This window comes from Pseudomonas sp. S36, assembly GCF_016647875.1.
Taxonomy (GTDB): Bacteria; Pseudomonadota; Gammaproteobacteria; order Pseudomonadales; family Pseudomonadaceae; genus Aquipseudomonas; species Aquipseudomonas parafulva.
Map to the genome: position 1 here is coordinate 17947 of NZ_JACVVG010000004.1, position 14218 is coordinate 32164.

11 protein-coding genes and 1 pseudogene are annotated in these 14218 nt (G+C 56.9%); all 12 read left to right on the forward strand.

The genetic code is table 11. The features are described 5' to 3' along the window. Positions 1-1767 (forward strand): type VI secretion system baseplate subunit TssF, encoded by a 1767-nt coding sequence (tssF, locus tag IAE36_RS03145; protein ID WP_201210155.1) that lies wholly within the window; start codon positions 1-3, stop codon positions 1765-1767. Next, positions 1731-2747, forward strand: a complete 1017-nt coding sequence (gene tssG / locus IAE36_RS03150) for a type VI secretion system baseplate subunit TssG (protein ID WP_201210157.1) — start codon at positions 1731-1733, stop codon at positions 2745-2747. Before tssF ends, tssG begins: the two co-directional genes overlap by 37 nt. After that, positions 2744-3289: an FHA domain-containing protein gene (locus IAE36_RS03155; RefSeq protein WP_201210159.1), complete on the forward strand. Its 546-nt coding sequence runs from the start codon at positions 2744-2746 to the stop codon at positions 3287-3289. Before tssG ends, IAE36_RS03155 begins: the two co-directional genes overlap by 4 nt. Further along, on the forward strand, positions 3286-4086 hold the full coding sequence (gene tssJ / locus IAE36_RS03160) for a type VI secretion system lipoprotein TssJ (RefSeq protein WP_201210161.1): 801 nt from the start codon (positions 3286-3288) through the stop codon (positions 4084-4086). Before IAE36_RS03155 ends, tssJ begins: the two co-directional genes overlap by 4 nt. Before the next feature lie 52 nt (positions 4087-4138). Further along, positions 4139-5476, forward strand: a complete 1338-nt coding sequence (gene tssK, locus IAE36_RS03165) for a type VI secretion system baseplate subunit TssK (RefSeq protein WP_201210168.1) — start codon at positions 4139-4141, stop codon at positions 5474-5476. 55 nt (positions 5477-5531) lie between these two features. Continuing rightward, the gene (gene icmH, locus IAE36_RS03170; RefSeq protein WP_442967439.1) at positions 5532-6335 is read left to right on the forward strand and encodes a type IVB secretion system protein IcmH/DotU; all 804 of its coding nucleotides are present in this window, start codon (positions 5532-5534) and stop codon (positions 6333-6335) included. 132 nt (positions 6336-6467) lie between these two features. Beyond that, positions 6468-6983: an Hcp family type VI secretion system effector gene (locus IAE36_RS03175; protein WP_201210301.1), complete on the forward strand. Its 516-nt coding sequence runs from the start codon at positions 6468-6470 to the stop codon at positions 6981-6983. Between the two features lie 70 nt (positions 6984-7053). Then, a complete protein-coding gene (locus IAE36_RS03180) occupies positions 7054-9222 on the forward strand; it encodes a type VI secretion system Vgr family protein (RefSeq protein WP_201210173.1) in 2169 nt (722 codons plus the stop codon). A 65-nt stretch (positions 9223-9287) separates the two neighbouring features. Continuing rightward, a complete protein-coding gene (locus IAE36_RS03185; protein WP_201210303.1) occupies positions 9288-10142 on the forward strand; it encodes a DUF4123 domain-containing protein in 855 nt (284 codons plus the stop codon). Beyond that, positions 10135-13126 (forward strand): annotated as a pseudogene (locus IAE36_RS03190) (T6SS effector BTH_I2691 family protein). The gene IAE36_RS03185 and the pseudogene IAE36_RS03190 overlap by 8 nt, the downstream one beginning before the upstream one ends. Continuing rightward, complete coding sequence (locus IAE36_RS03195; protein ID WP_201210175.1) at positions 13123-14016, forward strand: DUF6708 domain-containing protein; 894 nt, start codon at positions 13123-13125, stop codon at positions 14014-14016. The pseudogene IAE36_RS03190 and the gene IAE36_RS03195 overlap by 4 nt, the downstream one beginning before the upstream one ends. Continuing rightward, entirely contained in the window at positions 14013-14198 is a 186-nt protein-coding gene (locus tag IAE36_RS23890) for a PAAR domain-containing protein (protein WP_328822850.1), read from the forward strand. Before IAE36_RS03195 ends, IAE36_RS23890 begins: the two co-directional genes overlap by 4 nt. Positions 14199-14218: the final 20 nt, after the last annotated feature.

Genomic DNA, 14218 nt, shown 5'->3' on the forward strand with positions numbered 1-14218 from the left:
ATGTCGCTCAAGGATCGGTTCAACGAAGAGTTGCGTTACCTCCGTGAGCTGGGAAACGACTTCGCCCAGGACAACCCGCAACTGGCCCGCCTGCTCGGCAACGGTGCCAGCGACCCCGATGTCGAGCGGCTGCTGGAGGCATTTGCATTTCTCACGGCAAAGTTGCGCCTGAAACTGGAAGACGACCTGCCTGAGCTGACGCACCCCATGCTGCAGTTGCTATGGCCGAACTATCTGAGGCCCCTTCCGAGCGCCACGATTATCCGGTTTTTGCCGCGCCAGCAAGCGCTGAGCCAGTCCCATGGCATTTCCAAGGGCGCACGACTGTTCTCCAAGCCTGTAGATGGGGTGCAATGCGAATTCCGAACCTGCACGAACGTGAGCATCCACCCGTTCGAGATCGAGCGAATCAGCACAACACAAACTCTCGACAGCTCGGTGGCGCGAATCGGCCTACGAACGCTGGTCGAGCGGCCGCTGAACACGCTCGGCTGCGCCAGCCTTGATTTCCATCTGAGCGCGGATGCCCAGACGGCTCGAACGCTGTACCTGTGGATCGCCCAGTATCTCAAGCATGTCACTGTAACGATCAATAGCCAAAGCCGCCGGCTACCGGTCGGCTGCATCGCTTTCCCAGGCTTTGGCCCAGAGGAAGCACTACTGCCCTATCCCCAGAACGTATTCGACGGCTACCGGATTCTGCAGGAATACTTTGTATTCCCCGAGCGTTTCCACTTCTTCAGCGTAACTGGTCTGGAGAAGATCTGGCCCGCCCAACCCGCTCAGCAAGTGTGTATTGAACTTCACTTCACCCGCCAGCTACCTGACTCATTACGGGTTGGCAATGCTGACCTGTGCCTGTTCTGCACACCGGCCGTGAACCTTTTCAGCCACAGCGCCGAGCCCATCGACCTGTCCAGCCGGCACGCCCAGGTTGAGCTTACGCCCAAGGGTGAGGCACGGCACGCCTATGAAATATTCAGCGTCGATCAGGTCATCAGCACCCGAACGACCACTGATGGCAGGGCCGGTGAACACCTTCGCACGTTCCGCCCCTTTGAGTCATTCGCCCATGAGATCGAGCATGTGCAAGGACGCACGGCACTCTATTATCGCTACACACTGGAAGACTCCCTGCGAGGCGATGGGGTAACACACCGCATCGCATTTGTACGTGCAGACGCCAATGCCTACATCGGCGAGCTGGAAACGGCGTCCATTGACCTGACCTGCACCAACCGCGACCTACCGCTGGCGCTGGGCATCGATGACATCAATCTGATTTCCGAGGTTACACCGCCGCTGGCCACCTACAGCAACCTGTCGGTACCCACCCGCCCCTATCGGCCGGTACTGGACGGCCAACTGCAGTGGGCGCTGATTTCAAACATGTCGCTCAACTACCTGTCACTGCTCTCCGCCGAACCGCTAAAAGCGGTGATTTGTGCTTACGACTTCGCGGCCCTGCACGACATCCAGCACACCCGCACTACCCGCAAGCGCCTGGACGGCATCCGGGGTGTTCATACAGAACCTCTGGACTGGTTGATCAACGGCCAGCCTGTTCGGGGTTTGCGCACGCAATTGGAACTGGACCAAACCGCGTTTCTTTGCGAAGGCGACCTGTACTTGTTCGGCTGCGTCCTTGCGCACTTCTTCGCGCTGTACGCCAGCATCAATTCCTTCCATCAACTGGAAGTGATCAATACCACCAACAACGAGCGCTACACATGGCCAATCCAGACCGGCAAGCAACCGCTGATCTAGCCGACAAGCTGCTCGCCGTGGCGCACCAGTACAACTTTTTCCAGTTGCTGGAGCGCCTGCATGGCCTGCACGGGGATGACCTGGAGCCACGTTGGCCGGCTCAGGCCACCCGGCTACGCGTACGGCTTGCCAGTGACCCGCGGCTTAACTTCCCTGTCTCCGACATTTACAACGCCGAGCACATGCCTGGGGCAGCAGAGCGCTACCGCGTGTGCGCCACGTTCATGGGGCTGCACGGCACAGACTCACCTTTGCCCTCCTATTACCTGGAGCAAGTAGCTTATGAACATGCGCAGGGCATCGGTGTCCGGCCAGCATTCTTCGATTTCTTCAATCACTACATGCTCAGCCTGCTGCACCGTATCTGGCGCAAATACCGCTATTACATTCGCTTCCAGCCAGGTGCTAGCGATGGTTTCTCGCAGTATATTTTTGCCCTGATAGGGTTGAACGACAAACAATTGCGCGGTCATACGGCACTGCCCTGGAGCCGACTGCTCAGCTTTGCTGGCGTGATTGCCAGTCGCAGCCGTGCACCCGGAACGGTCGCCGGCATCATCGCGCATTGTTTCGACCTGACGCGTGTGCATATCCGCGAGTTCGAGACCCGCATGGTCTGCACCACGGCAAGGCAGTTGGTTAGCCTGGGGCGATGCAACGGCGAGCTGGGCAGCAGCTTCATGGTAGGCAGCCGCACACGCACACGCAGCAGCAAGTTCACCATCGTGATCAGCGACCTTGCCCCCGCGCAGTTGCATGACTTGCTGCCCAGCGGGATCAATTTCAGCCGCTTACGGGCGTTGATCGACTTTTTACTGCGCGATGGTCTGGCCTACGACCTGGAGCTGCGAGTCAAGCAGAACGCACTGTCGCCGTTCTGCTTGCACCGTGCCAATGGTGCATACCTGGGCTGGACCAGCTTCATCGATGACAGCCACGGCCATGTCAGCCCTGTCGTGCGATTCCGAGGGCGCTCATGAAGACCCTGACCTTGAGCGTCATCAACCTCGACCAGCTACAGCACGCCATCAGTGGCCGCCACTCATTCGATTGCGCAGGCGGCACCATCGGCAGTGACGGCACTACGTGGCAAATCAATGATCGCGACCACTCTGTCGCACCCCTCCACTGCGAAATTCGGTGGATCGAGGGGGGGTTCTGTGCACTCGACCGTTGTGGGCGTACTTATCTGAATGACAACAGCCAGAGTTTGGGGCCGCTGACCGCAAGGCGGTTACTTGAGGGTGACCGACTGCGCATTGGCGGCTATTGGCTGCGAGTTCAGTTTGCACAAGCCGATGCGCGATCGCTGGGGTATCTGCTAAGCGCTGAGCAGAGCACCCTGGACCACTGGTTGCTGGATGCTCCGGCCGAACCATGGGAACGCTCGGCAGCCGCTACTCCGTTAGCCGCAGACATCTGCTCGATGTTCGAACCAGGCATTGGCAATGATCCTTTGGCAGCATTCGATGCCGCACAGCACACCGCTCTGGAGCGCCTGATCGCAGGAGAGCACTCATGAAACGCCTTTCGCTCTCTGGTGCTCTGCTAATGACGCTAATCGCACTGTCGGGCTGCAACGCTCTGAGCAAAATTGGCCAGGTAATCATGGACCCCTCGTTGCCCGTGGGGCCACCGAAGGATCACCCGACGCTCATCGCCTTCAGCATCAATGCCAGCCCATCACTCAATAGCAACCCGAGCAGCCTGCATGTAGCGCTGGAGCTGGAGCTGGAGCCTGTCCTGGAGCCCAGCCCCTATGCCGTTAGCCTGAGCGCAGGCGACCCCTATGGGCTGATCGAAAAAGTCGGTGCCTTGTACGAACACCTCCAGGCACAGTTCCCCGCGATGTCGCCCGCCGATGATTTCTCGGGTGATAGTGATGACCTGGCGCGCTCCCCGATGGAGGAGAGCACCCCAGGCAGTTATGACGACCCGAGCGTAGCACTGACCCTACCGCAACAGCGCACTACAGGCATCGAACCCGTCGCTACGCCGATGGCTATCAAGATCCTGCAATTGAGCGATGACTCGCTGCTGCGCAACAGCGTGTACGAACAGCTGGACAAGGACCCTGCCGCAGCGCTGAGAAGTACCTACGTCCGCGATGACGATTACCTGCTTAGCCCTGGCCAGTTCAAGTTCATACCTCTTGCACCTATCGAGCCTGAAACCCGGTTTGTTGCAGTGATAGCGGACTACCGAAGCCAGGAAGACGCCGCCTGGAGCCAAGTGCTGCGCATTCCGCCCCGCGGCCACCAGATCATTCTCTCAGTGCTGCTTACCGACACACAGCTCCTGCTGAAACAGGAGGACTGATGGCACCTCCCATGCTGCCATTCTCGCCCACTCACATTGACACGGAGCGCCCATGAGTTCACGTAATCCCGTCCTGTGGCCTGAAGGCCTGTTTGTTAAACCACAGCACCTGCAACAAGCTGGGCGTGCCGCTGAAGCGGCCTTGCACCAGCGCCTGGGCAGCCTGACTGCGGCATTTTATGGCTTCAGCGAGCTGCAGCTTAACGACGAGTACCTGAGCCTGGGCAAGGTCGCCATCACCCGGGCACGGGGCATCATGCCGGATGGCACGGTCTTCGATATCCCGGCCGATCTGCCACCGCCGCAACCCCTGGAGATCGACGACCACGGCAGTAATGACAGCGAAATTTACTTGTGCCTGCCACTGCGCACGGAAGGCGGCCGTGAGGTGAGCTGGCCCGGTGAGCCCGCCAACTTACGTTTCTGTGCGCAAACTCAGGAAATTAAAGACACTCACAGCGCTGACGGCGACCTGGTGCAGGTTGACCTGGCGGTGCCCAATCTGCAACTCAAACGCAAGTCCGATGACAGCAGCGCTTACACGCGGCTGGCGTTGGCCCGGATTCTGGAACGGCGCCCAGATGGCAGCCTGTCGCTGGATGAGGGCTTCTATCCCACCAGCGTTTGTGTACGCGCAGTGCCTGCACTGCAACGCTTTCTGGAGGAGATCACACACTCTCTACGCGAGCGCGCACGTAACCTTGCTGCCCGTATCGGCGCTTCCGGGCAGTCTGGTATTGCCGATATTCGTGACTTCAACCTGTTGCAGGCCATGAACCGGTGGTGGCCTTGCTTCCAGCACTTGGCCAGGCAAGGCCAGATACACCCTCAGCAGCTGTATCTGTGCATGAGTCAGGCCTGCGGTGAGCTTGTGACGTTCACCGACGAAAGCAGGCTGCCGCAGGAGTATCCCGCCTACCACCACACCGCACTGCGCACATCCTTCAAACCACTGGAGGAGACGCTGCGGCGGGCACTGAGCACGGTCCTACAGCCTCGCGCAGTTTCACTGCCGTTGGAAATGCTCGATTACGGCTTGCTGACAACCACGATGGACGACCGCCGCCTGCTCCACGAAGCCGATTTCGTTCTGGCGGTGCGAGCGGATATGCCACCGCCAACATTGCGCCAACTGTTCGTACAAAAAGCCAAGGTGGTACCTCTGGAATCGCTGAATGAGGTGGTGCCGTTGCAACTGCCGGGGATTCCACTGATACCGCTACCCGTAGCGCCTCGGGATCTGCCCTTCCATGCAGGGTTCACGTACTTCGAGCTGGACCGCCGCGCCTCAGCCTGGGCAAGCCTGGAGGCATCCAACGGCTTCGGCATCCACGTGGCAGGTGAGTTCCCGGCGCTTGAACTGCAGTTCTGGGCAATCAGGAGCGAGTGACGTGAACACAGAAAACACGCGGGTATGCGAAACCGGTCGGCAGAGCTGCCCCCCGTTGGGTGGCACCCTCATCACAGAGCTGTCAGCACCGAAGGGCGCTGAACCCCATAACCCCGCTCCTTCCAGCGAGTCCATACCGCCGAGCTACGCAGCCGACCCCGATTTCCAACTGCGTGGTGGTTACAAAAACCTGATGCTGGATGCTGCCTCGCCTCTGTTTGGCCTGGTGATACGCCTGCGGACGCTGGATGCACTGCCCAACATCCAACAGGTGCACCAACAGGTACGCAACCAGATCGAAAATGCAAGAGAGGAGATGCGCCAGCACGGCTATGAACACGCGCAAATGCTGGCGTACTCCTACGGCCTTTGTCTGTTCATCGACGAAGCTGTCATGGAGAGGCCTTGGGGCAAGACCAGTTGCTGGAGCCAGGAGCCCCTGCTTAGCGTCTTCCACGACGAAACCTGGGGTGGGGAAAAAGTCTTCACGGTGCTCTCGCGGCTGATGCAGGAGCCGCAACGGTATCGGGACGTCCTGGAGTTCATGTACTTCGCACTGTGCCTGGGCCTGAAGGGTAAGTATGCCATCGCCCCCAGAGGCGAAGAGACCCTGAACGCGCTGATACGCCAGTTGCACGGGGTCATTCGCGAGCTGCGGGGCCCTGCGCCTGAAACCGTCTGCGACCCCTACACCAATGTCGCTCCAAGCAACTTCCGCATGGGTCGGCAATGGCCATGGTGGAGCCCCCTGGCTGGCTGCACCGTGGCCATGGCGGTGGCTTATGGCATCTACAGCTATCGCTTGCACCTTATTACCACTGAGGTGCTGGAGTCGCTGAACGGCATTTTGCAGCAGTAGAGAACCGGGACAAGGCTCAAGAGACTTCAAAGCATTGGCAAGGTGAATGCCTTGCTGAAAAGCCCATCGTTTCCGATGGCCACGCGGCTCTGAGTACGCGTGTTTATCCACATGGACGCAGGAGAGACTGCCATGCCAACACCCGCTTACATCAAAATTGAAGGCCAGACTCAAGGCAACATCACCGCAGGTGCCTTCACTGCCGACTCGGTGGGCAACGTGTTCGTCGAGGGCCATGAGGACGAGATCCTGGTGCAGGAAATCAGGCACCAGGTAACTGTACCCACCGATCCGCAAAGCGGCCAGCCCGCCGGCCAACGCGTGCACAAACCCTTCATCTTTACCAGCTCGCTGAACAAAGCGACACCCTTGATGTATCAGGCCTTGGCCAGTGGCGAAATGCTGCCGAGCGTAGAGGTAAATTGGTACCGCACCTCGGTGGAAGGCAAACAGGAGCATTTCTTCACCACCAAGCTTGAAGACGCCACCATCGTTGACATCAATACGGTGCTGCCACACGCCCAGAACGCAAAAAATGCGAACTACACACAACTGATCGAAGTGGCGATGTCCTATCGCAAAATTTCCTGGACCCACGTAACTGCCGGAACCGAAGGTTCCGATGACTGGCGTAAACCAATCGTCTGAGCCGGCTGATCATCCCTGGCAGGCGCGCCCTGCTGGGGGTTTTGGAACATGCAGACGGCGGAGGGTGCCTATGCCTAGCCAATCTGATTTGCGTTACAGCTTCCAGCCGCTGGGCGGCAGAGCTGAATTCGAAGTGGTGTCGTTTGAACTTCGTGAGGGCATCAGCACGCCCTTTCAGCTCGACCTGAAACTGATCAGCTTTGAACATGATATCGACTTCGGCCAGCTACTCGACAAACCGGCGCTGTTCACACTCTGGAATAGCGAGCGCCCGGTACGTCACGTACACGGACTGATCAGCCGTTTTAGCCAGGGCGAAAGTGGCTTCTACCGCACCTATTACCACGCGCTGGTGGAGCCTCAGCTTGCGCGGGCAAGCCTGCGCTCCAACTGGCGCATCTTTCAACAAAAAACAGTCCCGCAGATTATCGAGCTGATGCTCAAACGCCAGGGCATCGATCAGTATGAGCTGCGTGCCAGCACGGATCACCGTGTCCGCGAATTCTGTGTTCAGGCGGGCGAGACTGACTTGGCATTCATCGCACGGCTGGCTGCCGAGGAAGGCTTTGTCTACCGCTTCGCGCACAATGAAAAACACCACCGGCTGATCATCTCTGACCGAGTACAAGCATTCGGCCTGATCAGTCATGGGGCCGTCACAACGCAAGAGGACGGCCAAGGCGCTAACGACGATGGCGAAGCTCTAGACCCCAACACCGTCCTCTATCACACCAACAGCGGTGGCGACCAGGCGAGGCCGTGCCTGCGGCACTTGCACTACAGCGAGCAGGTGCGCACTGCGCGCCAGGTGCAGCGCGACTACACATTTACCCACCCAGCCTATCGCCAGGAACACACAGCGTCCGGCCCTTTTCTGCAACATCAATCGAACGACTACGAGCGCTTTGACTACCCGGGCCGCTACAAACGCGACGCCGTCGGTAAGCCGTTTACAGAAAACCGCATCACTGCGCTACGCCATGATGTACGCATCGCCGAGGTTAAGGGCGATGACATGCGCCTGCAACCGGGCCTGAGCTTCACTCTGATGGGCCACCCACGTGTAGACCTGAACGCCCACTGGCGGGTGAAATCGGTTATTCACACAGGCAGCCAATTCACCAGCCTGCAAGACGAAGCCGCAGGGGTGGATCAAGGTACTCGTTACCAACAGACCGCAATGCTGGTGCCAGGCAGAACTGAATGGCGCCCTGCCCCGCTGGAAAAACCCCGCGTTGACGGCCCGCACATGGCCACTGTGGTGGGGCCGCCTGGCGAGGAAATCTATTGTGATGAGTGGGGCCGGGTAAAGGTGAGCTTTCCCTGGGACCGTGATAGCAAGAACAATGAGTTCAGCTCCTGCTGGGTAAGGGTGTCACAAGGTTGGGCGGGTGGCAGTTGGGGTTGGATGGCCATCCCGCGGATCGGCCAGGACGTGATCATTCACTACGTGAACGGCGACCCAGACCAACCGATGATAACCGGCCGTACTTATTGCGGCGATCAGCTCCCTCCGTACGACCTGCCCGCCCACAAGACGCGCATGACCATCAAGAGCCAGACCCACAAGGGGAATGGGTTCAACGAGCTGCGTTTTGAGGATGAACTGGGCCAGGAAGAAGTATTCATTCATGCACAAAGAGACCAGAACAACGTTGTAAAGCAGGATGAAACCAGCCACATCGGCAACAACCGTAGTGAACGAGTAGATAACGACGAGTCCGTCACCATTGGCCGAAACCGCGCTACATCTGTTGGCAACGACCAACGAAACGAGGTGGGGCAGGACGCGTTTCTAAAGATTGGCCGGAACCATGAGGTTCACGTGGCTAAAGACCGCCAGGAGTTCGTCGGGAACCATAGACACGATCAGATCACTGCGGATCTTAACGTTCGCGTGGGTGGCAATGTTGAGCAATACGTGGAGGGTTATGTTGATCTGGAGGCACGCTCAGAAATACGTAACCGTACCCGACATTACACGATGCGGGCAGCTGAAACGCTCGTTATCCAAGGTCCTGGAGGGTCGATTCGCATTGACGACACTGGGATTACCCTGGACGGGTCCGTCATTCGGATCAATGGCCAACTCATCAAAACACCTACTGGCGGCGGTGCTACCTTCCCGATGGTGAGCGCTCCTACTGCAGGCCAGCCCCTCGACACGCTCTGCGGGCGACGGGCTGACGGCACTTGTCGATTGCCCAACTGCCCTTGCAAGCGGAGGGCAGCGCAATGATGCAGGCACTGTCGACGCCGGAGACTGGGCTTGATATCAGTCATCAGTGCCGGTTCTTACTGCTGATGACCCAAGCATTGGAATACTGGGCCTACATACCCGTGCCCTCGGAGGGCCCGTGGAAACCCGCCTACGCCCCCTCGATTCTCGACTTGATCAGCACAATAACAACACCGCCCCGACACGCCTGGATATGGAAACGCACCGCCATGGACGACCGTTATGATTTTGGTCCGCTGTTGTTGGACGTCTCTGAAACGCCCGAACTTCTGGCGCACGCAATCACTACCTGGATGCCGATGGAAGGTGCTATTGCAGTCGATGCAGAGGTGGAGCTTGGAACCTTAGGCCGACACTTATCCAGTTTGGCAACAGTGATGATGCCCGACCAGGGCAACGCCATCTTCCACTTTCAACCGGCGTACCTCTCACCTTGGCTCAATGCATTGACTGATGATAATCGTGCGCAGTGGCTCGGCCCCATTAGCCGGATGGCCTGGCGAGTCAATCATGGGCCCACGCATCAATGGGGTGCTATTGAACACACCCCAACTGAGCCCAGGGATTTGAGTAGCCCACCGCTTACGCTTCACACGCATGAACTTACTCAGTTGCAAGCTGGGTTGCATGAGCATTTTGTCCGCTCACTAGCACATGAAGTTTTGGCAGTACCTGCTTTCGCACACCGCGATCTGCCAGAAGTGCAGGCGTGGATTGAAAAGCTTCTGCCACAGATGAAGCGACTTAACTTCCGTGACGAGGACGTTGCGAGTCAGTTTATACGGCTGGTGGCCGCGCATATGTGGCTGATGAGCAACGACGAGGCGGCGAGGATTTATACAAACCCTGAAGAGTCTCCCCAAGCAAAGCTGCGTCAACTACAAGCGCTGATACAGCGTCAGGAGCACGCTGATGAGTGAATCCTACGTGAGCAGTGCCTCCTCTGCCCCGCCTTGCGGGGTACGCTTACCCATCTTGCCTGTGCGCTACGCGATCGTGCCACGCGACAACAACGCGTCACCCTTCCGCTATGCCGAAGCACCGTTCAAATTGGAACAAGGCTTCAGCCCATTGAAGCATTCCAGCTATACCCTGCGAGCGCTGCGGCCCGGCTACATCTATGTATTCATGAAAGGCGCTGCGAGTGAAAAGCTGGTCATTCACGAGTATGACGGTCAGGGTCACTACAAAGAATTGCGTTACAAAGCGCTTGAAGACTACAACCGTCGAGATCGCTATCTCTCAGGCATGTCGATGGGCTGGGTCTGGGCTGATGCCGATCCAAGCACTGCAAAAGAAGTATGGATCGCCTACAGCTCGCATTTGTGGACCAATGCCGCAACCGCGCGAATAACGTCCTCGATAGCCGCACGTAAACGACACATGGTTGCGCTGGACATGGCCGAGCTGACGGCGACTAATCAGGTGCATTCTGGCCAATCCCATGTACTGCCAGTAAGCGCCCTGCAAGAGCTGGTTGAGGACTTCAAGCCCGATCACCAGCGCATGTCACTCAGCTGGAGCAGTCATCCGGTAATGGAAAGTCTACCGGTAGCAAGCCTGACTGCAGCGGCGCGGGAGTATCGCTGGGTACAACCTAAGGTGCCGGTAGTCGTGGCACTGGCCGATGCCGAGGGCATGGCATTGGACCTTGGGCTAACTGCATCCGCCTACCAACATCAACTCAGTGACTTGCTACCGTCAGAGAATCTAGAGCATCCCAGCGCTGCACAAAGCTCGGATAAAGATTCCGTCCCCGTCTGTTACCAGCGAGACGTGGAGCAACTGAGCCCTGAAAGCCAAGATTTTCACCACCGCAACCTGATTGCCATTCTATTGAACAAGACGCTGGAAAGCTTGTACCCCGCTGATGCGCCAGCCGCACACCGGGTAGGCATTCACTTCAATGCGTCCGGTTCAGGTCAATCCCCAGCTGTCGCCAGGTACCGAGCCCTCACCCACCCAGATTACTCCCCAAACGGCGCACGTCTGGGGTTACGCATCGATACGGAAAAGTACTTCCGGTTTCTCGAGGAGCGCGAGCAACTCGACCAGCGCATCACGAGCTTACGTAACCAGGCGCTAGAGAGCAGCGATGACCATGATTGCTGGCTGGGCACTGCAGAGCGCGCGCATCTAGATGACCCCTACAGCCTGGCGGCAGCATTGGCGTGCTATGACCGGGATGAAGAGACGTCGGCCAGGGGGTTGGAAATCCTATTGGCACTGCTGATTGGACAGATGAGCCAGCCCCTAGTTGGAACTGAAGACCAGGATGCACGCTTCAAACGACTCGAACGTTGGCTGGACCAACACGACAGCCCACTTTATACAGCCTTGGCCCCATTTAACGCTTTCAAGGACAAGGCTGACGCGATCGGCAGCCTGCTCGGCGCTACTGATAACGTAATTGAGGGGTTGGCAGGCCGCTTCCCTGCCAGCGCGGGCTTCACAGATTTCACAGCCCAGGCGGTTAATGCAGTCGTGCTAAAGCGGATGCGTGGTAAAACACGCTGGGTAGCCAGCCGTAGTCTACGCCAACAAGTGCTCTTGGCTGCGCGTGAGGCCAATGCTGAGAAAGCGCTGGGCTTACTTGCTGCACGCTATCAGATAACCGACCAAGCGATCACGAACAATCCATTTAGCCAGGAGGTGGAGAAATACCTGAAAAAGGGGATGGCCAGTATTGAGGAAGTTAAAAAACTACGCCTCCATGGAAGTCGAACAGTCGCCCTAGAGCTGACCACTAGCCTCCATGTGAAACCTAAATTCATGGGGGTACTCACCTCAGCCGCTGGCGGCGGGCTCAATGCAGGTATGCTGTGGTTCAATGTTATAGCGATGAAGACTGCATATCATAGCTTGCAGAAAAATAATGACAATGAGTCCACTGCATCTTTCGCCGCATCGATTGTTGGCGTTATTGGCGCAGCGGCGGCAACATCTGTGAGTGCCCGAGCCACACAAAAATTGCTGATACTTAAATTAGGTCCATCACTTCCCGGCTTGGCATTTGGGAACGGTCTGGTAAAAGTTTTAGGTAGTAACGCATTTGCCAGGTTCTCAGGCTATCCAGCAATTGCATTGAGTTTTTTCTCGGACGCTTTAAAAGTAAGCCGTCAAATCGACAACGGAAATATTAAGGCTGCGATTTACACCGCAGCCAGTGGTTTAACCATCGGTGCGGGCTCCGTTATCGCGCTTGAAGCAGGACTCGCTGTTGCGGGCGTAACCTCTACCATTCCATTCGCCGGCTGGGCCGCTGCGGGATTGGTTGTGCTGGGTACTGCAATCGTCATGGGTGGTATTTACCTCCAGGCCTTGGCTCATGAACACATTCACCAACCAATTGAGCTCTGGGCTGCGAGATGCATATTTGGAAATCGATTGAACGACGGTGAGCGTCGAATTGAGATTATTTTAGACCACGAAAAAAAATTGCCTGCCTTTCGCTCAATTCAAGAAGAAATCAAGTCATGGAACGAGCAGCTCTTCTGCCCTAGATTGCTCTCAGCAGAAGAAATTTTGAGCCTAGGAGTTCCACAAATCGGCACTCAATGGCACTCTACAAATACATCGAGCTTGCCGGATTGGGGCGTTTTCTATTACCGCAACACAGCTGCCAATTTGGTAGCGGCCGAATTCGCCGTATTTCTGCCCGGCTTTGTAATCGGCTCAAGTGAATGGTCGGCCAGTTTGGATGAAATAAAAAATGATAAAACCCAAAGCGCTGTCACTGCAACCCCTACAGCGCATATAACTGATAAAGGAATTATTCTGCACTTTGCAACAAAGCTTGAAAGATGCGCGTTCAATTTCATTACACATTCTGTACAAGCCAAATAAAGCACTTGATAACAATTATCATTCAGAAAGAACGTTTACCCTCGGAGAACAGCGATGACCACTCACTGGCTATTTCAGTCAAGCGATTGCTCTGGCTACAAACCCGCCATCCGCGGGCAGCTCATCAGTTTATCAAATAACACTTTATGCTTGAGAAACCCGTGGGTGACAGATTCGGTTTTCATGGGAAAAATATACTGCGCAATGACGTTATGCTTAATTGTGGGCTTTGGTTATATTCTAATCCCAGGTAATAATTGGAAAAGTTATCTAGTGGACCCAATACTGTTTGGGTTGACTCTTTTTTCACCTTTCATTTTCTTCCCCTTCCTCCTCTACCGCATCTGGTTCATCAAGCGCCTGTCCTGCATCTGCTTCAACCGCTCCACTCAAAAAATCTACTACCGACGCCTCAGCAAAACGCTAGTCTTCGACTGGCACAACACAGGCGGTGGTGTTTTCAAGCGCATTGAAAACGGTGGCGCATCCTTCACCAAAATGTACGCCCTCGCCTTCGCGCCTTACCGTGAAGATGGCACGCTCCACCAAAAGGACTGCCTTTGGGTGGACAGTAACGAGCCCACCGAATCCGACATCCAGTACGTGGCCGAGGTTTGGGAGTATCTCCGCCACTTCATGGAACATGGTCCAGCTAAGCTTCCCGCACCGGGTGAGCCTGACTGGTGGCATAAACCACTTCACGCCATTTGCCTGACGCCAGCCGAGGCCTGGCGGCACTATGCGCCTTGGCGAACCGGGGAACCTGGAGAGATGCAGGGCAAAAAGAACTGGCAGTTGCCGTTCTGGGCTGTGTTATTCCCCTACAACCTGACGCTAGCCATTTGCTGGTGTGGCGTTTGCTGGCTGTTCAATGTCAAAGCAGCAACCCCTCCCCCCGAGGCCTTCGAGCTAGCCCCCGGTCCTGCCAGCAAAAGGAATGGCAAATGAGACCTATCGGGCTCATCGATCACGGCCACAGCTGCCCGATTTACGGTGAAGGCACGGTGGGAACAGGCGCCAGCGCTAAGCTGGTTGATGGCAGAGCCGTGGCACGGGTAGGCGACCGCATCACGTGCGGGGTCATGATTGAAACGGGTGATCCGCCGATCGTGTCCCGAGAAGTGGTGTAACTGAACCAACCGAATGCGTC